Consider the following 18,960-nt stretch of genomic DNA (forward strand, 5'->3'; position numbering starts at 1 on the left):
ATACAAACGGCGTGTGACGCATCAGTAAGGCTGACATGCGCCTGACGGTGAGTGGCATTCTGATCGCGCGCCACTGCTAATAATTCATTCCTTTTTTGCCTAAGCTACTTTGAGACGGAATGCAGGTGGCGTTTTCGACTCCTGACGCATAGACGTGCTCGACGCTGTCGGCGGCAAGGCCATGAAGAAGCGCGAGGACGCGCACAAAAAGGGAGAATGCCGTGAAGGTTGGGATCTACTGCGATTCGGGCATCAACGGCGGGCACGAGGAGATGCTCAAGCGTTTCATGATGGCGCTGGTCGTGAATGCGCAGATTGAAACCTTGCATATCCTGGCGCCCCGACAAAACATCGCACTGTTCGGTTTCGTGGAAGACCTCGCTCGCTCGCATCCGAAAGTGCAGACGATTGGCCTGTCATATACAGCTGAGTCGATACGCGGGAATCCGTTCGCGCTGCTTCGCATGACGCGGTCGACTGCATCCGTTCTGCGCGGCCTTAACCTGACGCGCCTGCTCATCGCGCAAGGCACGATTGTTTCAGGACTCGCCGGGCTCTTCGCCGCACGGCTGACAGGCACGCGCTCAGTGAGCTATCTCCCACTCGTTGGCGACGGTCCAGACAGCGCTCGCCTGCTCGACCGGTTGAAGTGGCTCGTGAAGCGCGGCGTGTACCGCATGCCGGACGAATTCATCACGCTCAACGAACATCTACGCGCGAAGCTGCGCACGCTCGCACCCAACGCGCGCACGACGATACTCGCGAATTGCGTGGACGACCGCTTCGCACAGTCCACGCTCACGCGCTCCACGGCTCGCGCCATGCTCGGCCTGCCGGACGACGAGACCACCATCATCGCGCATATCGGGCGTATCGACTTCAGGCATAAGCGACAAGACTTCCTGCTCGAATCCATAGAGCGACACCCCGACGCGTTCGAGCGCGCGATCGTACTCATCGTGGGTGAAGGACCGGACGCGCAACGCACGACCGACTGGGTGCAAGCAAGCCCGGTCTTGTCCGCTCACGTTCGCATGGTGGGCGCGCAGGCCGACGTGCTGCCCTATATCGCGGCGAGTGATGCCCTGGTGTTGCCGTCTGCTTTCGAAGGCGTGCCGCTCGTCATGATCGAAGCCGTGCTCGCGGAGCGCCCGATCGTCGTATCGCGGGTGTCCGGCCTCGATGCTTACCTTCCGGAAACGTTGCTGTTCCCTCCCGGCGATCACGCTGCGTTCGTGCAACGCATCTTCGCGGCGCGCGAGGTTCCGATGGCTGCGCTTGCGGCCGAGTTCCGTCGCCGCTTCTCGCGCGAGACCTTCGAGGCACAGGCTCAACGTGCGATGACGCTACCGCTTCCATCGCGCGATGCATTCGACGCTGCTTCGCCTCCGCGCCCGGACGTGCTTGAAAAATGAAGTGGGATTGAGCGACGAGAGAAACGGCTACGCGAAGCGTAGCCGTCTTAGCCATGCGATGTGCCGCGCGCCGTTGCGGCGCGCGGGAGTTACGCTCCGGCGTGCAGCGGCCGGCGCGTCATTTGCAGAAGCCGGCCCCATTCATAGTCGACGCTTTCGGGAAGCATCCGCAGAACGCCTGCGCCCGGCGTGAACGTTAGTTCACCGAAGTAAATGTCATCGTTGCGCGAATACAGATCGACACGCACGTATTCGAAGTCCTTCGCGAGCGCGTTCGCGACTTCGAGCAGCGCGTCGAGGTTCTTCGGGCGAGGAACAGGCGTCTGGCTGCGGGCGTACGCGCCGAACGTGATGTCCTGCACGTTCCAGTTGACGTCGAAGATATCGCCGCGCGGGGTCTCTCCGAAGCGATCGGAAATCACCATTATGTAGATGGTCTGCTTGCCCGACTTCTCGTTGAACACGTGGAACTTCAGGTCGGCGGGCACGACGCCGTTGTCGTCGAGAAGCAGCGTTTCGAAGTACACGCGCGGCTTGATCGCGCGATAGTGCCGCTCCCGCGCGATCTTGTAGAAGTCGGTCGCGAGCCACTCTTGCGCGAGCGCCGCGAGTTCTTCGAACGTCGTGTCCTTCTTGTCGCGCACGACCTTCACGAAGCCGCTGCCGTGGTTCGCTTTCATCACGAACTCGTTGGGCAACTGGTCGAAGACGGTCCTGGTGAAGACGGCGGGTTCCGCGATCAACGGAATCAGATACTGCGGGCCGATCTTTCGGGCGATGAAGTCGCGCACTGCGAGCTTGTCGCTGAGATCCACGTAGCGCGGATCCGGGTGCAGGCAGCGGCTGAGGATCTGTTCGTTGAAGGTGAGCGGACGCTTGAGATTGGGAAATCGCCCGATCCTGCGGCGATGCACGAAGCTCAAGAAGACGTCGTCGGGCAGAAAGACTTTAGCGCTGTCAAGGAGCCTTTTCGAAAGCGACATCCGGTTATCCCCCTGTAAATGTCATGTAATGTTCAGGCGCGATTCGCGGCCCACGGTGGCGGGCGCCTCGGGCTTATCACCGGTTAGGTGTATCCCCGAAATCGTCCCAAAGGCAGCGGTCTGACCACCGTGCGGAAGCGTACACAGCACCCCAGAAACGGTTGCCTGCGGATTTTCCTTGTATTAGCCGTCAGAAAATGCCGTGTGACGCGCATTGACTTTTACGGGAGCGCAGGTGACCGCGTGTTTTCGCCGCAGCATGGAGCAAGAGCGATTCCTGATTAATGCGGCTTGCATCGAAGGACGCGAGAAAGAGGTTATGCGGAGGCTTCTGTTGTATCGCCTCATGCGGAGGAACGCCTTGCAACATAAGGCGCTCGCTGCGTATCAGCGTCGGCCATTTGTCTCGAGACAAGGCGCTCGAATTATCGCGTAGGTAATCTCGGGGCGGCTAAGTCATCGAGAAATTGCGCGTAATGCTTTTACGCTTCTTGATGCGAATGGCGGAATGTGCTAAGCGCTATTGCTGAACGCAAATCATTTCCGCTGGCCGATTTCACTTGCGCAAAATGAAAGCCGACGCGCTCAGTCACGCGTCTCATCAGACAAATTGCCGAATAGATCAGGCGTCGCTGCGGTTGAAAGCTGCCGCGCCTGCATGTTGCCGCCGCGCACCTCTTCGAGGACATCGGGCGGAAGCCAGAGATCTTCCATTGCGCCGATGCCGCTTTCGATCATCTGCTGCAAAAAGAATGATTGCTTGCGTCCCGTTACTTCCGCCAGTAGCCGCAATCTCTGCTCGATTGCCGGCTCGACTCGTACCGCGACCACCTTCAACTTGTTTTCGGCGGTCCTTCTCAACATCTGCTCCTTCGTGGCAACAACGAAACCGTGACACGCGCCGCACAGCCGCGAACGCAGCGGTGCTTCTACCATGAAGCAGCAGCGCGTCGCAATTCATTTCTTGCTGCAACCGGTCTACCCCTCACGAAAGCTCGCGCAAGGCCACGTTCCTGACAAACGCGCGCTGAGGGCGAGGTTCGTCGGTAATTTCAGCCCGTCTCCCACGCGGCTGTCCGGGCAGCGATTGTTATAAACCCTTAATTCTTGTGAAAGATCGCCGTTAATTGGCTGACAGCCGCCAGCGACGTTCGTCCGGTGGTTTTCTTAACGTCCATGTCACCGGTTTCACGTCCGCTTTGGGCAGGAAGTACCGGGACAAAACGGAGTCAGCGTCCCTTGACGGGGACAGTCGAAAAGACGGAGCGATTGAAACATGCGCATCACAAACCTCAGGATCGGAGTTCGCCTCGGCTGCGCGTTCGGCGTGGTCGTCGCGCTGATGATCGGCACGGCGGCACTCGGAACCAAGCATCTCGAAGCGAGCAACGAGAAGATGGACAGCGTCGTCAGCGAACATTATTCGCTCATTGCGCTGAGCAACACCATTAAGTCCAACGGCTACAAGGCCAATGGCATCTTGAGCAAGCTACTGCTTGCCTCTTCGGAGGATCAAGCAAAGCAGTTCATGGACGAATACGTGGCGATCCGCACCGCCAATGCACAAGCCTACGCGAAGCTGGAAAAACTTCTGTCGAGCGAGGAAGGCAAGGCGCTTTTCAAGGAGCAGATCGGCGCGCGCACGGTTTATGGCGCGAGCGTCCGTCAATTCTTCGATCTCGTCAAAGGCAATCAGCAGCAGGACGCCCGCGCGCTCTATCTCGGCGATCTCGCGCGTCAACAGGACGACTACTACCTGCTCGTCGACAAAATGGTCGACTATCAGGCCGCGCTGATGCAGGCAGCCGTGACCAAGGCAGCCGAAGACGGCCGCGACGCGCGCATCCAGATGGTGCTGCTCTCGCTCGGCGCGATACTGGCCGCAATCGGCACGGGCATCATCATCACGCGCAGCATTACCCGGCCTATTCACCAAGCCGTGGTCCTGGCCGAAGCGGTGGCGGACGGCGACCTGACGCATCGTCTCGAAGTCGCGTCGAGCGACGAAATCGGCAGACTGCAAGGCGCGCTCAAGCGAATGATCGAGAACCTGCACGGCATCGTCGGCAATGTGCGCATGGCGACGCAAACGATCACGCACGCGTCGCACGAAGTCGCGAGTGGCAACATGGACCTGTCGAGCCGCACCGAGCAGCAGGCGAGCGCGCTAGAAGAAACGGCAGCCGCGATGGAAGAGCTCACCTCCACGGTCCGGCAGAACGCGGACAACGCGCTCGAAGCCAACCGCGTCGCGTCGGATGCGTCTGTCATTGCAGGCCGAGGCGGGGAAGCGGTGAACCGGGTCGTGGATACGATGGGCGCGATCAACGCATCGTCGCGCGAGATCGTGAACATCATCGCGGTAATCGAAGGCATCGCGTTCCAGACGAACATCCTCGCGCTCAACGCCGCTGTCGAAGCTGCACGGGCCGGTGAACACGGACGCGGCTTCGCCGTCGTGGCGAGCGAAGTGCGCAGCCTCGCCCAGCGTAGCGCGGTAGCTGCCAAGGAAATCAAGACGCTCATCGACAACTCGGTCGGCCTCGCGGATACGGGCAGTCAGATCGTCGGCGAAGCGGGACAGACCATTCGTGAAGTGCTGAACAGCATTTCGCGCGTCACGAGCATCGTCGGCGAAATGAGCGTGTCGAGCCGCGAGCAGAGCGACGGCATCGAGCAGATCAATCAGGCCGTCACGCAGATGGACCAGGTCACGCAGGAGAACGCGGCGCTCGTGGAAGAAAGCGCGGCCGCCGCGCAGTCGTTGCGCGATCAGGCCGCTGAACTGACGCACCTCGTCGCCTCTTTCAAGCTCGACGGCACCACGCCGCCGAAGGTGACGCGCGCAGCGAGCCATGCGGACGCCGCGCCTGAATCCGCCATGCCGATGCTTGCAACGAGCTGATCGTAGTAGTGCCGTCACGCACCGGGCCGGAATGCCATTCCGGCCCAAAAAGGTCGAGGGCAGCGCAGAACCGGGCTCTTCCCGAGCGACTCGCGGTCTGTCGACCGCGCTTCTTCCCCAAGCCTTGCCTGAACACGTTTCTATCGGGCGCGGGGAGAACAGCGAAACACGAAAACCGTTATCCGATATCCCCCCCTAGCATGTATCAAAACCCTAACGACGAAGCTTTTGTTCTCGAACCCGCCACCGCGCGTTCAAGCAACGTTGAAGCTGCCGCGAAAGCAGCGGCGGCGCTGATCGACGCTTACCGCAATCACGGTCATCTCATTGCGACGCTCGATCCGCTCGGACTCTCCGCGCCGGGACAGGCGCCGGAGTTGTCGCCGCTGTATCACGGGCTCGGCTCGTCGCAGACGATCGCTGCCGGACCCGGTCCGTTCGCGACGGTCGGCGAACTCGAGGAACAGCTCAAGCGTGCTTACTGCGGCGCGCTGGCGCTCGACTGCAGCGGCGTGCGCAACGAGGCGCGTCGTGCATGGCTGTTTCAGCGGATGGAACGCGACGCGGCTCTCCCCGCGCCTACGCAGCAAGAACGTGAGGCGCTGCTCGCGCGTCTGCTGGACGCGGAAGCGTGGGAGCGCCTCGCCGCCGCGCGTCACGGAGATGCGAAGCGCTTCTCGCTCGAAGGCTGCGAGAGCTTCGTGCCGCTTCTCGATACGCTGATCGCCAGCGCGGCAAGCGATGGCACGCAGCAGTTGTTTCTCGGCATGCCGCATCGCGGACGCCTGAACACGCTCGTCAACGTGATGGAGTTTTCCGCGAAAGGAATGCTGGATCGCCTCGATCCTGAATCGGAGCTCGCGGCCGCTGCAACGGATCTGCCATACCATCTGGGCGGTAAGGTCACGAAGCGCACATCGCATGGCGACGTCGCCGTGCTGCTCGCGCACAATCCTTCGCATTTGCAGAGTGTGTATCCGGTTGTCAGCGGCATGGCGCGTGCATGGCAGGACGACCATCCGGGCGAAGACTGCGTGACCGTCGCGGTTCATGGGGACGCCGCTTTCGCCGGTCAGGGCGTCGTCATGGAAACGCTGAACATGACGCGCAAGGACGGCTATGATCTGCGCGGCACCATTCACGTCATCCTGAACAATCAGATCGGCTTCACCACGCCCAACAGGATGAACGTAAGCGACCACGCTTACTGTACCGATATCGCTCGCATGATCGATGCGCCGGTATTGCGCGTGAACGCGGATCACCCTGAGGAAGTCGTGCGCGCGGCACGGCTCGCGCATGACTATCGCAAGGAGCACGGCGCAGATATCGTGATCGACCTGATCGGCTATCGGCGGCTCGGGCATTCCGAGCATGATGTCCCGGCAGTGACGCAACCTCTGTTGCAAATGGCCATCGACATGCATCCGACCGTGACGGAGCGGTATTACATCGCGATCGGTGGCGGCACGGCGCTTCCTTCCTTGCGCGACGATGCGCTGCGCAGGCTCGAATCGAATGCGGCCGTCGCGGACGCCGTACCGCTCGTGTGGAACGAGACCAACGAGCCGGCCGTTCGGCCCGGCGCGCAAGTCTCGTTGAGCCGGCTGCGGGCACTCACTGCCGCGATCACGCGCGTGCCGGAGAACGTGCCGCTGCATCCGATTGTTTCTTCGATGCTCGCGAATTGGCGAGACACCGTCGCCGACGAGAATCGTCCGGCCGACTGGCGCTTTGCCGAAAACATGGCGTATGCCTCGTTGCTCGAAGCCGGGCATGACATCCGGCTATCGGGTCTCGACGTGGGGCGCGGCACGTTCATGCATCGCCACGCCGTCTGGCATGCGCAGGGCGCGCACGAGGTGCCGGGCCAGCGTCATGTGCCGCTCAGTGCGATCGCTGCGGAACAAGGCCGGTTCGACATCGTGAACTCGCCGCTCACCGAGGAGGCCGTGCTCGGATTCGAGTACGGCTACAGCGTGCAGACGAAGGCGACCATGACAATATGGGAAGCCCAATACGGCGATTTCGTCAACGGCGCGCAGGTCTTCATCGATCAGTACATCGCCGCCGGCGAGTTCAAATGGGGCTATGAGTCGGCGCTTGCCGTATTGCTGCCGCATGGTCACGAGGGCGTCGGTCCCGAGCATTCGAGCGGGTATCTCGGCCGCTTCCTTCAGCTCTGCGCCGATGAAAACATGCGGATCGTCGTGCCTTCGACCTCGGCGCAATGGTTTCATCTGCTTCGCCAGCAGGCGATGGCGGAGCGCCGGATTCCGCTCATCGTCATGTCGCCCAAGTCGAAGCTCTACGGTAACGTCGCGTCGCATGCGCCGCTGCGCGAGATGGTCGATGGCGCGTTCCAGTGCGTGCTCGATGACGACGGCATCGCCGATGCAACTGCTGTCGAGCGCGTCGTGCTATGCAGCGGAAAGTTCTTCTACGAGTTGCGCGAGGCGCGCGACGCCGCCCGTGACGAATCGACGGCGATCATCCGCATCGAGCAGCTTTACCCCTTCCCGCATGACGAGCTCAGGCGCGCGCTTGCCCGGTTCACCCACTTGCGCAGCGTCGTGTGGGCGCAGGAAGAGGACTGCAACCAGGGCGCATGGCGATTCGTCCGCGATGAGCTGGAGCGCGTGCTTCCGGCCAATTGCGCCTTACGCGACGTCTGCCGCACCGCGACGCCGGCGGGCGCGCATTCTTCCTTGTCGGCGCATCGTCGCGAACAGGAGCGGCTCGTCACGGCCGCACTGACGACTTCACACTGAACGGAGAGCATCGCCGCTCGCAACGCGCACCGCGTGCGGCGATGACTTTTCGTGGTCCAGCGTGCATTGCGGGCGTCGGGGCATAGTCGCCGACGAGCCTCGGAGGCATCGGAGAGCTCATTTCGACTACTGGGCTTCATTGACGCGCAAATCCGCGACGTAGCGCATCAGCCGCTCCGCGAAAACATTTCTTCCTGGTCAAAGCCATCGGCCGCGCGTTCGTAAGCGAACCAGACCTGAGCGTTTCCACGGGGGAGTTTCGTGCGAGCGCGTCATGCGCACAGTGGTGGACCGACTCGCGCGGTTTGCGCTATGAATAATTGCCGGTCGGCGTCGCTTCATCCCCGGTGGAGGAACTCGCGCCGACTGCACAAGACGGACGTCTGGCCGCTGGCCCGACCAGACGACGTCGCTATGACTGCTGCTCTGATTAGCGCGAAGTCGCGCGCAAAAGATCCCGCGCCGTGCCCAGCATGCCGTCGGCGATGGCCGCCGAGTCGATCTTGTAGCTACCGTCTTTCAATGCCGCCTTGATGGCTTCCACCTTGGCAGTATCGATATCCGAGGAGTGGGAAGCCAACGCCGCAGTCGACGACAGGCTGATGGTCGAGCCTTCCGTAGCGGCGGGCGCGACCGGCTGCGCGGTGCTCGCGCCCGGCTTCGTGCTGGTGCTCGCCGCGCGCTTCACGGTGATCTGGGTCGACGAATCTGCGTTTTTGATGGTCTGGATGTTCATGGTTTCGGTTCTCGCTGGCTTTAATGCTTAACGGTGCCTGCGTTGAAACCTTTACCATCCGGAGCGCCGCGCGGTCGCCGCAACGCCCCCGGATTCGCCGGAAAGCCTTATCTAACAAGGCTCCCGGCCAATTGCAACAGTTTGCAACAAAGTGTAAAAGACGCCGGTCACGCGTTCATGAAGACCGCGCCGAAGACGGACGCGCTGCGATCTGCCGGCGCGGTGGTCTGCTGAAGCGGCGCGATCTGGGCCAGCTTGTCGGCGAGCGCGGCCTCCGAAAACGGCTTCACGACGTAGCCGTTCGCGCCGGCGCGAATCGCCGCGATCACGTTTTCGCGCCGGGTCTCGGCGGTCACCATCAGAACCGGAACGTCGGCATGATGCTCGGACTTGCGAATCTCCTGCAGAAGCGTCAGCCCGTCCATATTCGGCATGTTCCAGTCGGTGATGACGAGATCGAACCGCTGCGTCTTGAGTTTTTCGAGGGCTGTCACGCCATCGACTGCTTCGTCGATCAGCGTATAGCCGATCGCCTTCAGCATCTTTCGAATCAAACTGCGCATGGTGGTCAAGTCGTCGACCACCAGCAAGCGCATTTCCGTTTTAACCATCTGTCAATCCTTTCTCTCTTTACTTTCCCGCGCATGGCCCACCGCACGCGGCCATGCGCAGCGCTAGCTCACTACGTGCTCGGGCAATGCGAGGTATCGCCCGGCGGACCGCCACTCGATCGAAGAAATTCGTCCAGCTCGAAGCAAGCTTTGACGACCGCCTCGATCGCCTCTTGTGCGATATCGTTTTCCATCGCCGCCAGCCGACGGCGAAGTTCATGCAGTTGCTTGACCATGTCACCTACCTCGTTCCGGACAAGAAACTCGCCCTGCGACTCTTCGTTGCAAGGCGAGATTGCGTGAGTCGGCGCGTCCGGATCCGCGCGCCGGTTTGTCAGCCGCATCGCGACACCTTTCGACTCAGAACGTCGCCCAGTCGCCGTCAGCGGCGGCCGCGGCCGCTACCGAAGGCGCGGCGACAGGCTTCGTCGCGCGCGTCACCGCCGGCGCTTTCCTGGGGAGCGACGGCCGCGTCGGCTTCTGTTCGTAGCTGCCGGTCGTCGGCGCGGTGAACGACTGCGCGGTGCGGAACACAGCAACCGCTGCGGTGAGATGCTTCGCCTGATCCTCCATCGACCCGGCGGCTGCAGCAGCCTCTTCGACGAGCGCCGCGTTTTGCTGCGTGACCTCGTCCATCTGCGAGATGGCCTGATTCACCTGCTCGATGCCGCGGCTCTGCTCGTTCGATGCAGATGCGATTTCGCCCATGATGTCCGTCACGCGCTTGATCGCGGTGCTCACGCGCTGCATCGTGTCGCCTGCTCTCGCCACCAGCTCGGTCCCGGCCTGCACGCGGCTGCCCGAAGTCTCGATCAGTTCCCTGATTTCCTTGGCCGCCGCCGACGACCGCTGCGCGAGGCTGCGCACTTCGCTTGCCACGACCGCGAAGCCCCGGCCCTGCTCGCCGGCTCGCGCGGCTTCGACCGCGGCATTGAGCGCGAGGATGTTCGTCTGGAACGCGATGCCTTCGATCATGCCGATGATCTCGGCGATTCTCGCGGAGCTGTCTTCGATGCCGGTCATCGTGTCCACGACCTGACTGACGATGGCGCTGCCCTCGTTCGCGACGGTGCTCGCGTTGTCCGCGAGGCCGCTCGCCTGCCGCGCGTTCTCGGCGTTCTGCTTGACCGTCGCGGTCAACTCTTCCATGCTGGCTGCGGTTTCTTCCAGCGAGGCGGCCTGCTGTTCCGTGCGTGACGACAAATCCGTGCTGCCCGCGGCGATCTCGCCCGACGCCGTTCGAATGACATCGACGGACTCCTTGATGCCCGTCGCGAGCGACGAGAGCTTGGCAAACGCGGCTCGCACCGCCAGCATCAAGGTCGCGAGTTCGTCACGGCCGGCCACTTCTACGCGATGCGTCAGATCGCCCTGTTCCAGCGCCTTCATGGCCGCGAGCGCGTCGCCCAAAGGCTTCGTCACCGAGCGCGTGATGATCAGCATCGCCGCGATCGCGACCAGCACCGCCGCTATGGTCGATGCAAAGGACAGCGCGACCGCGCGGTCATACGCGGCGTGTGCGTGACGCGCGGAGTCGTCGGCGAGTTCGTACTGGTACGCGACGAGCGCGTCCAGTGCCGCGAAATATTTGACCTGCGCGGATGCAACGGGTCCCGCGATTTGCGCGCGTGCTTCCTCGATCTGTCCCGCCGTCAAGAGCTTGACCGCTTCCTGACGCGCTGCGGTGTTCGTTCCGCGCGCCTCGACGAGCGCATTGAAAAGCTCGCGTCCGCGCGCCGACGTAATCATGCGGTCGACCTTTTCGAGCCGTTGCGACGTGGCTTTCGATGCTTCGAGCACGCCGGCTTGCATCGCGGCGACGTCCTCCGGCTTTCCGGTGATCGCCGCGCGCTGCAGCCGAAGCACGGTCTGGCTCGCCGAATCCTTCGCTTTGCTGACCTCCGAGGCCTTGACCATCCGGTCATCGGTGATGAGCGTGATCTCGGTATCGAGACCGCGCATATTGACGAAGTTGATCGTGGCGATGAGGACGAGCAACGCGACGACGATGCCGAAGCCGATGGTCAGCCGGGCGCCGACCTTGAAGTTGTGCAGGTTCATTTAGGATTCCGAGGACCGGTTATTCAGGACGTGTTTTGGGAAGGCGCTCGCTAACTGCTGCGTAGCGCGGCCGGTCGCCGGTTGCTGAGTTCCTGCAGGGATCGCCTGCAGGATCGAATCGCTCGTTACTGTCGCCTTCCTTTCTGAGTATCGGCAGAAAGCATGGAAGCTTTACGTGGAATTTCGGCGTCCGAAGCGGGTCAGGATTAATTACCGAATGCGTCGCTTGTCGCGATTGCGGTGCTGGAGGCGGGACGGTTTCGGATCAAGTGCCGGTGTCGTCTGCGCCTCGTCGGGACGAAGCAGAAGCACGTTCGTGCGAGAGCGGCCGGACAAAAGTGCTGCGGGAAATTTGAGCGAACGTCGCTACGCGCGCTTCCGGCGGAAGACGCGACGCGCCTGCGCCGACAGCGGCAAGACGCTGCGGCGTTGCACGCCCGTTGGCGCTCCTAAAAAAACCGATCTACGTATGACCGCGCGTCAAGCCGCCTGCAACGCCGCGCTTTGCGCGCGCGCCGCCTTGGCCTTGGTCTTGCCGGCGCGGGACGGCGGCTGGCAGATGCCGCACACCATGCCGTGCGTCGGTTCGTGCGCGTGCGCAACGAACTTGCCGCGGCAGCGCGTGCAGCCCGCGAGGCGCAGGATGCCGGCTTCCTTGAACCGCACGAACGTCCAGGCGCGCGTCAGATCCATCTGCAGTACTTCGCCGTTGAGCGTGAAGTGCTCGGCGTACAGCGCGTAGGCGCGGCTCAACAGATCGACGCGATCGAGGTTCACGCTGTTTTGCTCCAGAAACGCATACACGTTGGCGAACATCGATGCGTGAATGTTCGGCCCCCACGTCAGATACCAGTCTTCCGAGAACGGAAGCATGCCCTTCGGCGGCGATGCGCCCTTCACTTCCCGATAGAGACGAATCAGACGATCGTGCGAGAGCTTCGGGAATTCCGATTCGAGCACCTGCATGCGCGCGCCCAGTTTGATGAGCGTGATGGCGCGCAGGACCTGCGCGGCTTCCTCGGCGAGGCTCTTCGAAGTCGTGGTCGTGCTCATGGTCAGGCGGCAATGAGGGCTGCGTTGGACAGGGCCGAGACCGGCGCATCGTGGCTGCGGCTCGCGAGGCCGCCGAGCATTTCGTCCGCGCTTATGCGGAAGAAGCACAGCAGTTGCGACGACGATGCCAGCTTGTCCGCCTGCGCCGGCGACAGATTCAGAAGCGTGTCCGCGATTTCCGCCGACAGGCCCAAATGCGCCTGCGCCGCTTGGCGATCGGACGCCAATACACGCCGCGCGAGCGTCAAGTAGGACAGGTTCAACTCGCGGATGGACGAAAGGTCTGGGCTGGCGTGTGTCATGGCTGGCGTACCGAGGGAACTGTGACCGTGTTTGGCGTCTAGGGCGCCGTGACTCACAGCGCGAAGCAATTGTCTGGTTAAACGCAGCGATCTGCAACAAAAAGTTACAGTGGCAAACGTTCGCCAAGGTGCGTTTTTCGATTGCAAACGTTATGTGCTGATGATTTGTGTCACGGGGGACGTGGGTTCGACTGCCCAGTTATTCTTCTCTGTCAACGTTTTTCGAGTTTTTATTCGAACGAATGCTCCTACACAAGAACGTAATTTCACTTCTCAGGCGATCGAGCAGGGCGGCAATACTTTCCGCGTAACACTTTTACCGCGGCTATTACACGACAGTGTTACCACCGCTTACGTTTTTTGTAACGATGTGCTGGACTTGGATAGCCAGTCGCGGCGCCCGACGCCGTTGCTGCCTGACGCGCCGAAACTTGCGCTCGGCCGTTACCGTCCGAACACCGAGAACTTGGCGTTCCGCTCGTCGCATGGCATTGATCCGCCGCGCCACGTAGCGAATTCATCGCGGTGCGACGCTGTCAGGCGGAACAGTGCTTGCTTAGGCGTCAAGAGAAACAGGAGACGACCATGTCGGACCCGCGCGACCGGGGCGAGATCAACGGAACAGACGGTGCCATGACTCTTTGCGAACGCTCTACCTCAGCCCTAAAGGACAACGGAGCGCAGAAACAAGCTCACGCATTCCGACACAACCTATGAACCGAGGCGCGGCGACTAGCCGGCCGGATAAGCATCATGCGCGAGATTCGGATCAAGACTTCGTTGGCATCGGCGGCGCTTCTCGTGCTTGCCGGGTGCGTCGCGGGCGGGATGCCGCCGCCGGGCAGGCATCTGACGGACCTGGAATGCCGCGATCTCGCCGCGCTCCGAGCGAACGCGAGCCCCACTACGATGGCACAGCATCAAGTGGAACTCGGGGCGCTGCGCAAGGCCGGCTACGACCCGTCTCCGTTCTACGACGACCCCTACTACCCGGACGATTTGCAGCAGGCACAGCGCCTCGTCGACTACTGGTTTCAGACGGAATGCCTGCCTGTTCTGGCGCAATGACAACGGCGGCCCGACTTAGCTCTCGCAATTCCATGAAAGCCGATGCCTGCGGAGATTCGAAAGCGCCGCAGCAACTGGAGAACGTATGGCGCAGCAGGACAACGACAATGGCGTAGGCAAGCGCCCACGCATCGCACTGGCGCTGCAAGGCGGCGGCGCGATCGGCGCGTTCCAGGCGGGCGTGCTCGAGGTTTTGCACGATGCGAACGTCGAGATCGACGCGTGCTGCGGATCGTCGATCGGCGCCATCAACGCCGCGATCTTCTTCGGCAACGCGCCGGAGCATCGCGTTGATCGGCTCAGGCAGTTCTATCATCGCGTGTCGGTTCCCGGCACGACGCTGCGCGACCGCATGGCCTCGTTGATCGGGGGACTGGCATTCGCGAACGACGACTTTCGCCGCATGCTGGCCGAGGCCGATCAAAGTTACGCGATCAGCGCGGGTCTGCCGGGATTCTTCACGCGACGGCTTGCCGTGCCGTGGACCACCGGCAGCGAAGCGCCCGAGCTCGCCAGCATCATGGACATGCGCCCGCTCTATCAGACGCTCGCGAGCCTCTGCGATTTCGACGAACTCAACCGCAGCGCGACGCACGTCAGCGTCATCGCAGCGAATGTCGCGACCGGCGAACCGCATTACTTCGATAATCGCGGCGGCCGTCTCGAAGCACCGATGATCGTCGCGTCGGGCTCGCTGCCGCCGTGGTTCGCCGCCGTGCACATCGGCGACGCGTGGTACTGGGACGGCTCGCTGGTATCGGCCGCGCCGCTGCAGCGTATCGTCGAGACGGCGCCCGCGGACGTCGAGACGATCATCCTGCGTGCCGACCTGTGGACGCCCGAAGGCCAGGTGCCCGACAATCTGACCGACGCCGAGATCCGGCAGAAGAACATCGAGCATGGCAGTCGCGCGGCGGCCTACCATCAGACGTTCGACGAATCGCAGCGCCTAAGGGCGCTTCTCGCTCACGCGCTCGATTGCATTCCGGCAGCGCAACGTCAATCCGATCCGCAACTGATGAATGCCGCGGCGCTCGCTGGCGCGCGGCCGGTCCGCATCGTGCCGGTCGACTACGCGTTTTCCCAGCGCGAATCGCACTTCAAGGACGGACAGTTCACCGCTGCGGCGATCGACACGCACTGGGCTCACGGTCGAGAGGCAGCGCAAGCGGCGCTTGCTCGTATCGATGAGCGTGAGTGAACTCGCCTTATGCGGCACGAACGGTCGTTGAGGGTCGTCTGAACAGCGCCTGCGGGCGGGCTTCTTAACGGCCTACTGCGCGCAATTCACTAAAGACCCGCGAGGAACCGTTCGCGGTCTGCTACCGCGCCTTTATGCGTGCACGCGGAACGGCGGCAGCGGCATCTCGTCGCCTTCGATGAAGGCGGTCGCGCACCGAACGGCGAAATTGATGGCGCCCTCTTCGTTGGCGAACATGCCCAGCTTTCCGAGCGATGTCGCGTGGCCGTCTTCTTCGAGCACTGCCACAGAAGCCACGAAGCTGTTGCCAGCCTGGGTGATTCTCGGCTCGAAGGCCGCGCCGCGGTGATAGATGATCATGGTCGTCTCTCTCAGGTTCGGTTCAGCCAGTCGACGGCTTTCCTCGAAGAAGCCATCGCGTTTCCTGTCTAAACGTTTTGTATTGGAGCTCAGTGGAGCGCGGGCGCACGGCCGGCCGTCCAAGCTTTGTCAAACCGTGAGAAGAATAATGAACCGTCGCGTCGACCGCATCCGATTTAACAAACAGTAACGTATCTGCAATAAGTTCTTAAGATAGATGAATCCCGCGGCGATTCTCGAACGTTCGCCCTTTTCGTTACCAAAAGACGAAGCCCCGGCCAACATCCGATGGCCGGGGCTTGCGTTTGCAACGGTACACAATCGACAACGACTGCTGGAATAGCTTCCGCCTTCGGACTGCGCTCGCGATACCGCGCGGGTCCTGCAACCGCTCACGCGACAACCGCTGGTCCGGAAAAAATAAGGTTGGCCGGCTTGCTCGGTGACGTTCGTTTCGCGATTCATGGCGCTTGATTGCTCGCCATGAGAAGCAGTGTATGCGGCATCGGACACGAGGTATCTAATGAAAAAGCGGTGGAAACGCTGTCTTCCCGGCCGAATGCTTTTTCTGCTGCCGCCGATAAGAACGGCGGTCGGCACGACGACTTGAGCGGCTACAGATCGCGGCGAAAGCAGCGCCAAACACGTCACCGCACGCGCGTCGCGCAATCAGCGATTTTCGCGGCGCCGTCACAAATCTCCGCTCTAATACGGCCCGTCGCTGTCTCGTTAGAGGGTGGACCGTCGATTGCGAGGCTCTAGGGCCGCGACGGCATCGGACACTGCGCGATGCCGTCCGATCCGAGCCGGTCAACCAAGGACAACAGAAGCAATGAACATTGCAACGAAGTGCATAGTAACGACAGCCCTCGCGTGGGGCCTATCCACCGCCGCGCTCGCTCAGGGCAATGCCGGCGGCGTACCCGGCGGCAACGGCGCGGGCCGCGGCGGCGTCGGCGTGGGCACGCCGAACGGCAACGGCGAAACCGGCTCGCCTGCCGGTCCGTCCGGCAAACACTCGACGCTTCATTTGAAGCACCATCATCACAAGCACAAGCAGCCGAGCTGATCCGCTGACGGCTGTTTGCCGCTTCGCCCACTCGACGCTGGTGTGAAGCGGCACCGTTGGGGGCTGCACGACGCTTATGTAATGCGCTCGTGCCGCCGTGCATGGTCCATGTCTCAGCGAGGCCGGCGGCGCGCATGATCAATACGACGCGACGGTGCTTGCTCTCTCGGTGTTGCGCTCGCCGAAGCATGCATCGGTTGTCGAGCCGCCCGCGCCCGGCAGACCGCTATCGCTCGACATCACCCCTTCCCCGCACGCACTGAATATCGGCTAGCTCACGATCAGCTCTGCAAGAGCCGCTTCCGCTCGGTGAACCGCTTCTACGCTCCTCGCCAGACCACGCACGATCTCTGCTTCTCCAAAAGCGGAGGTGTCTCATGCGCGACATTGTCTTATTCGATCTGGACGGGACCATCGGACTGATTCAACACCGGGTGCACCACATCAGCGGAAAACAGCGCAACTGGCAGGCGTTCTTCGCCGCGTGTGGCGACGATCTCCCGAACGCGCCGGTGATCGAAACGCTGCATACGCACGCGGCGCGGCATCGCATCTGGATTGCATCGGGCCGCAGCGACGAGGTGCGCGCCGAGACCGAAGCGTGGCTCGATCTTTACGTGGGCATGCATCACATCGACAGGCTGCTGATGCGCCGCGCCGGAGACCGGCAGGCCGACGACCGGCTCAAGCGCGGATGGTTGCGCAACGGCTCGATCCCGCGCGAGAGGATCTTGTGCGTCTACGATGATCGCCAGCGAGTGGTCGATATGTGGCGATCCGAGGGCCTCGCATGCTTTCAGGTCGCGCCGGGAGACTTCTGATCACAACGACGCTGCCGACGCGCGGGATGTTCTGCCTATGCAGGAGCGTCTCACTCAAGATTCGCCGATAGCTGCCGTATTCCACTTGTCGCTCGGCGTCGGTGCCGGCCCAGACCGAGGATCCGCAGTGCAAAAATCGCTTATTCACCTGCCATCGACGTCGAAGGACCGCGTCGCAGCGGCTGTCACCGCCGCCATCGCGTTGATCGGCGCTTTCATCGTGTGGCCGCACGCGAAGCAGCCCGGCCCGGTCATCGTCCCTTTCCTGCCGATCTTCGCTACGTGGGTCACTCTCACGGAAGGTCTCACTGCGTTTCTGTTGTGGACTCAGTACCGCATTTCCGGGCGTCTTCTCTTCGCGACGCTCAGCGGCGCGTACGCGTTCGTGAGCCTGATTGCGGCCATCCAGTTGCTGGTTTTTCCCGGCGTGTTTTCACCGGGCGGCCTGCTCGGCGCCGGCCCGCAAACCGCCGTCTGGATATGGGTGTTCTGGCATGGCGGATTCCCTGCGCTCGTCACCGTGTCGCTGGTTGCGCGATCCTGGGCTCCGAGCGTGCGCAATCACGCGCCTGGACACGCGGCGCTCTTCGGCGCGCTCTCGCTCGCCTCCGGTTGCTCGGCGTTGGCGATCATGGGCAAAGACATTCTTCCGGTCATGGTGGCGTCGGGCGGCTCGTATTCGGGCCTGTCGAGCAGTCCGGCCGCGTTGATCGTCGAGGCCACCTGTCTCGCGGCGCTCGGCCTGCACATCTCGACCACGCGGCTGCGCTCGCTAATGGACCTGTGGCTCGCCGTCGCGTTGCTGGCGGCGCTGATCGACGTGACGCTCACGCTGTCCGCGGGCGCCCGCTACAGCGTCGGCTGGTATGCCGCGCGGGTCGCCTCGATGCTGTCGTCGAGCGCGGTTCTCGGCATGCTGATCTACGAGACGAGCGGGCTGTATCGCAAGCTCACCGACGCGCATGTGAAGCTGCTCGAGAGTTCGGCGCGCGATGGACTGACGGGCGTCTTCAACCGCGCCTATTTCGACGAGCGATACGGCCACGAGCACACGCTCGCCGCCTCCTCCGGCTATTCGCTTTGCGTGCTGCTGATCGACGTGGACAACTTCAAGGCGTACAACGACACCTTCGGCCACCTGGCCGGCGACGATTGCTTGAGAAAGGTCGCGCAGGCGCTGACCGGGACGCTGACGCGAAAGGGCGACTTCGTCGCGCGGTACGGCGGCGAAGAATTCGTCGTCGTGCTTCCGGCGTGTGACGCGCTAGCGGGCCTCGCGGTGGCCGAGAAGCTGCGCGCAGCCGTCGAGAAGGCGGCGTTGCCCGCGCCGAGGTCCGGCGCTGTCGTCACCATCTCCGTCGGCCATGCTTGCCGGGACGCCGCCTCGCGGCAGACGGCGAAGGCGCTGCTCGAATCCGCTGACGCAGCACTGTACTCGGCCAAGGCAGGGGGCAGGAATCGCGTCGCCAGCGCGCGCCTCGACAAGCCGAGTGGCGGTCTTGTTCGACAGACTTCGGCGTCCTGAGCGGGAAGCGCGTTCTGTCGATTTCTGAGGAAGCGTCGTCGTCCGTCGAGTCATCGAACGACACGCCGGGTATCAGCCG

The 18,960-nt window shown here is 62.5% G+C and carries 17 protein-coding genes; 8 read left to right on the forward strand and 9 right to left on the reverse strand.

What is annotated here, in order from left to right; genetic code table 11:
- Positions 1–221 precede the first annotated feature (221 nt).
- Positions 222–1,415, forward strand: coding sequence for a glycosyltransferase family 4 protein (locus NCR34_RS26820; protein WP_248323692.1), 1,194 nt, complete (start codon positions 222–224; stop codon positions 1,413–1,415).
- Positions 1,416–1,504: 89 nt separating this feature from the next.
- Here NCR34_RS26820 and NCR34_RS26825 read toward each other — a convergent pair whose 3' ends face one another.
- Together NCR34_RS26825 and NCR34_RS26830 are read right to left on the reverse strand one after the other, a co-directional pair.
- Entirely contained in the window at positions 1,505–2,329 is an 825-nt protein-coding gene (locus NCR34_RS26825) for an ATP-grasp fold amidoligase family protein (protein WP_350029470.1), read from the reverse strand.
- 654 nt (positions 2,330–2,983) lie between these two features.
- Positions 2,984–3,259 (reverse strand): YlcI/YnfO family protein, encoded by a 276-nt coding sequence (locus NCR34_RS26830; protein ID WP_248324218.1) that lies wholly within the window; start codon positions 3,257–3,259, stop codon positions 2,984–2,986.
- Positions 3,260–3,674: 415 nt separating this feature from the next.
- Here NCR34_RS26830 and NCR34_RS26835 point away from each other — a divergent pair, with 415 nt between their 5' ends.
- Entirely contained in the window at positions 3,675–5,303 is a 1,629-nt protein-coding gene (locus tag NCR34_RS26835) for a methyl-accepting chemotaxis protein (protein ID WP_248323690.1), read from the forward strand.
- Positions 5,304–5,503: 200 nt separating this feature from the next.
- Positions 5,504–8,074 (forward strand): 2-oxoglutarate dehydrogenase E1 component, encoded by a 2,571-nt coding sequence (locus NCR34_RS26840; RefSeq protein WP_250501318.1) that lies wholly within the window; start codon positions 5,504–5,506, stop codon positions 8,072–8,074.
- 430 nt (positions 8,075–8,504) lie between these two features.
- Here NCR34_RS26840 and flgM read toward each other — a convergent pair whose 3' ends face one another.
- The 6 genes from flgM to NCR34_RS26875 all read right to left on the reverse strand — a co-directional run bounded on the left by flgM (position 8,505) and on the right by NCR34_RS26875 (position 12,837).
- Positions 8,505–8,810, reverse strand: a complete 306-nt coding sequence (gene flgM / locus NCR34_RS26845) for a flagellar biosynthesis anti-sigma factor FlgM (protein WP_250501319.1) — start codon at positions 8,808–8,810, stop codon at positions 8,505–8,507.
- A 167-nt stretch (positions 8,811–8,977) separates the two neighbouring features.
- A complete protein-coding gene (locus NCR34_RS26850) occupies positions 8,978–9,421 on the reverse strand; it encodes a response regulator (RefSeq protein WP_248323687.1) in 444 nt (147 codons plus the stop codon).
- Positions 9,422–9,492: 71 nt separating this feature from the next.
- On the reverse strand, positions 9,493–9,657 hold the full coding sequence (locus NCR34_RS26855; RefSeq protein ID WP_250501320.1) for a hypothetical protein: 165 nt from the start codon (positions 9,655–9,657) through the stop codon (positions 9,493–9,495).
- Positions 9,658–9,781: 124 nt separating this feature from the next.
- Complete coding sequence (locus NCR34_RS28125; protein ID WP_284506718.1) at positions 9,782–11,482, reverse strand: methyl-accepting chemotaxis protein; 1,701 nt, start codon at positions 11,480–11,482, stop codon at positions 9,782–9,784.
- 480 nt (positions 11,483–11,962) lie between these two features.
- Positions 11,963–12,535, reverse strand: a complete 573-nt coding sequence (gene flhC, locus NCR34_RS26870) for a flagellar transcriptional regulator FlhC (RefSeq protein ID WP_250501321.1) — start codon at positions 12,533–12,535, stop codon at positions 11,963–11,965.
- Positions 12,536–12,537: 2 nt separating this feature from the next.
- Positions 12,538–12,837, reverse strand: coding sequence for a flagellar transcriptional regulator FlhD (locus tag NCR34_RS26875; RefSeq protein WP_250501322.1), 300 nt, complete (start codon positions 12,835–12,837; stop codon positions 12,538–12,540).
- Between the two features lie 753 nt (positions 12,838–13,590).
- Here NCR34_RS26875 and NCR34_RS26880 point away from each other — a divergent pair.
- Entirely contained in the window at positions 13,591–13,905 is a 315-nt protein-coding gene (locus tag NCR34_RS26880; RefSeq protein ID WP_250501323.1) for a DUF4148 domain-containing protein, read from the forward strand.
- An 85-nt stretch (positions 13,906–13,990) separates the two neighbouring features.
- Positions 13,991–15,106, forward strand: coding sequence for a patatin-like phospholipase family protein (locus tag NCR34_RS26885; protein ID WP_250501324.1), 1,116 nt, complete (start codon positions 13,991–13,993; stop codon positions 15,104–15,106).
- 132 nt (positions 15,107–15,238) lie between these two features.
- Here NCR34_RS26885 and NCR34_RS28300 read toward each other — a convergent pair whose 3' ends face one another.
- Positions 15,239–15,589, reverse strand: a complete 351-nt coding sequence (locus NCR34_RS28300; RefSeq protein ID WP_350029468.1) for a hypothetical protein — start codon at positions 15,587–15,589, stop codon at positions 15,239–15,241.
- A gap of 709 nt (positions 15,590–16,298) precedes the next feature.
- On the opposite strand from NCR34_RS28300, the gene NCR34_RS26895 reads away from it, so the two are divergent.
- The 3 genes from NCR34_RS26895 (at position 16,299) to NCR34_RS26905 (ending at position 18,881) form a co-directional block, all read left to right on the forward strand.
- Complete coding sequence (locus tag NCR34_RS26895; RefSeq protein WP_250501325.1) at positions 16,299–16,535, forward strand: hypothetical protein; 237 nt, start codon at positions 16,299–16,301, stop codon at positions 16,533–16,535.
- 377 nt (positions 16,536–16,912) lie between these two features.
- Complete coding sequence (locus NCR34_RS26900) at positions 16,913–17,356, forward strand: phosphatase domain-containing protein (RefSeq protein WP_250501326.1); 444 nt, start codon at positions 16,913–16,915, stop codon at positions 17,354–17,356.
- 127 nt (positions 17,357–17,483) lie between these two features.
- Positions 17,484–18,881, forward strand: coding sequence for a sensor domain-containing diguanylate cyclase (locus NCR34_RS26905; protein ID WP_250501327.1), 1,398 nt, complete (start codon positions 17,484–17,486; stop codon positions 18,879–18,881).
- The last annotated feature ends 79 nt before the right edge of the window (positions 18,882–18,960 follow it).

The organism is Caballeronia sp. GAWG1-5s-s, assembly GCF_023631445.1.
GTDB lineage: Bacteria > Pseudomonadota > Gammaproteobacteria > Burkholderiales > Burkholderiaceae > Caballeronia.

Bases quoted from the DNA above. Each gene is read 5' to 3' on its own strand.
- NCR34_RS26835 (WP_248323690.1), top strand. From the start codon at position 3,675: ATGCGCATCACAAACCTCAGGATCGGAGTTCGCCTCGGCTGCGCGTTC.
- NCR34_RS26840 (WP_250501318.1), top strand. From the start codon at position 5,504: ATGTATCAAAACCCTAACGACGAAGCTTTTGTTCTCGAACCCGCCACC.
- flgM (WP_250501319.1), bottom strand. From the start codon at position 8,810: ATGAACATCCAGACCATCAAAAACGCAGATTCGTCGACCCAGATCACC.
- NCR34_RS26850 (WP_248323687.1), bottom strand. From the start codon at position 9,421: ATGGTTAAAACGGAAATGCGCTTGCTGGTGGTCGACGACTTGACCACC.
- NCR34_RS26855 (WP_250501320.1), bottom strand. From the start codon at position 9,657: ATGGTCAAGCAACTGCATGAACTTCGCCGTCGGCTGGCGGCGATGGAA.
- NCR34_RS28125 (WP_284506718.1), bottom strand. From the start codon at position 11,482: ATGAACCTGCACAACTTCAAGGTCGGCGCCCGGCTGACCATCGGCTTC.
- flhC (WP_250501321.1), bottom strand. From the start codon at position 12,535: ATGAGCACGACCACGACTTCGAAGAGCCTCGCCGAGGAAGCCGCGCAG.
- NCR34_RS26875 (WP_250501322.1), bottom strand. From the start codon at position 12,837: ATGACACACGCCAGCCCAGACCTTTCGTCCATCCGCGAGTTGAACCTG.
- NCR34_RS26880 (WP_250501323.1), top strand. From the start codon at position 13,591: ATGCGCGAGATTCGGATCAAGACTTCGTTGGCATCGGCGGCGCTTCTC.
- NCR34_RS26885 (WP_250501324.1), top strand. From the start codon at position 13,991: ATGGCGCAGCAGGACAACGACAATGGCGTAGGCAAGCGCCCACGCATC.
- NCR34_RS26895 (WP_250501325.1), top strand. From the start codon at position 16,299: ATGAACATTGCAACGAAGTGCATAGTAACGACAGCCCTCGCGTGGGGC.
- NCR34_RS26900 (WP_250501326.1), top strand. From the start codon at position 16,913: ATGCGCGACATTGTCTTATTCGATCTGGACGGGACCATCGGACTGATT.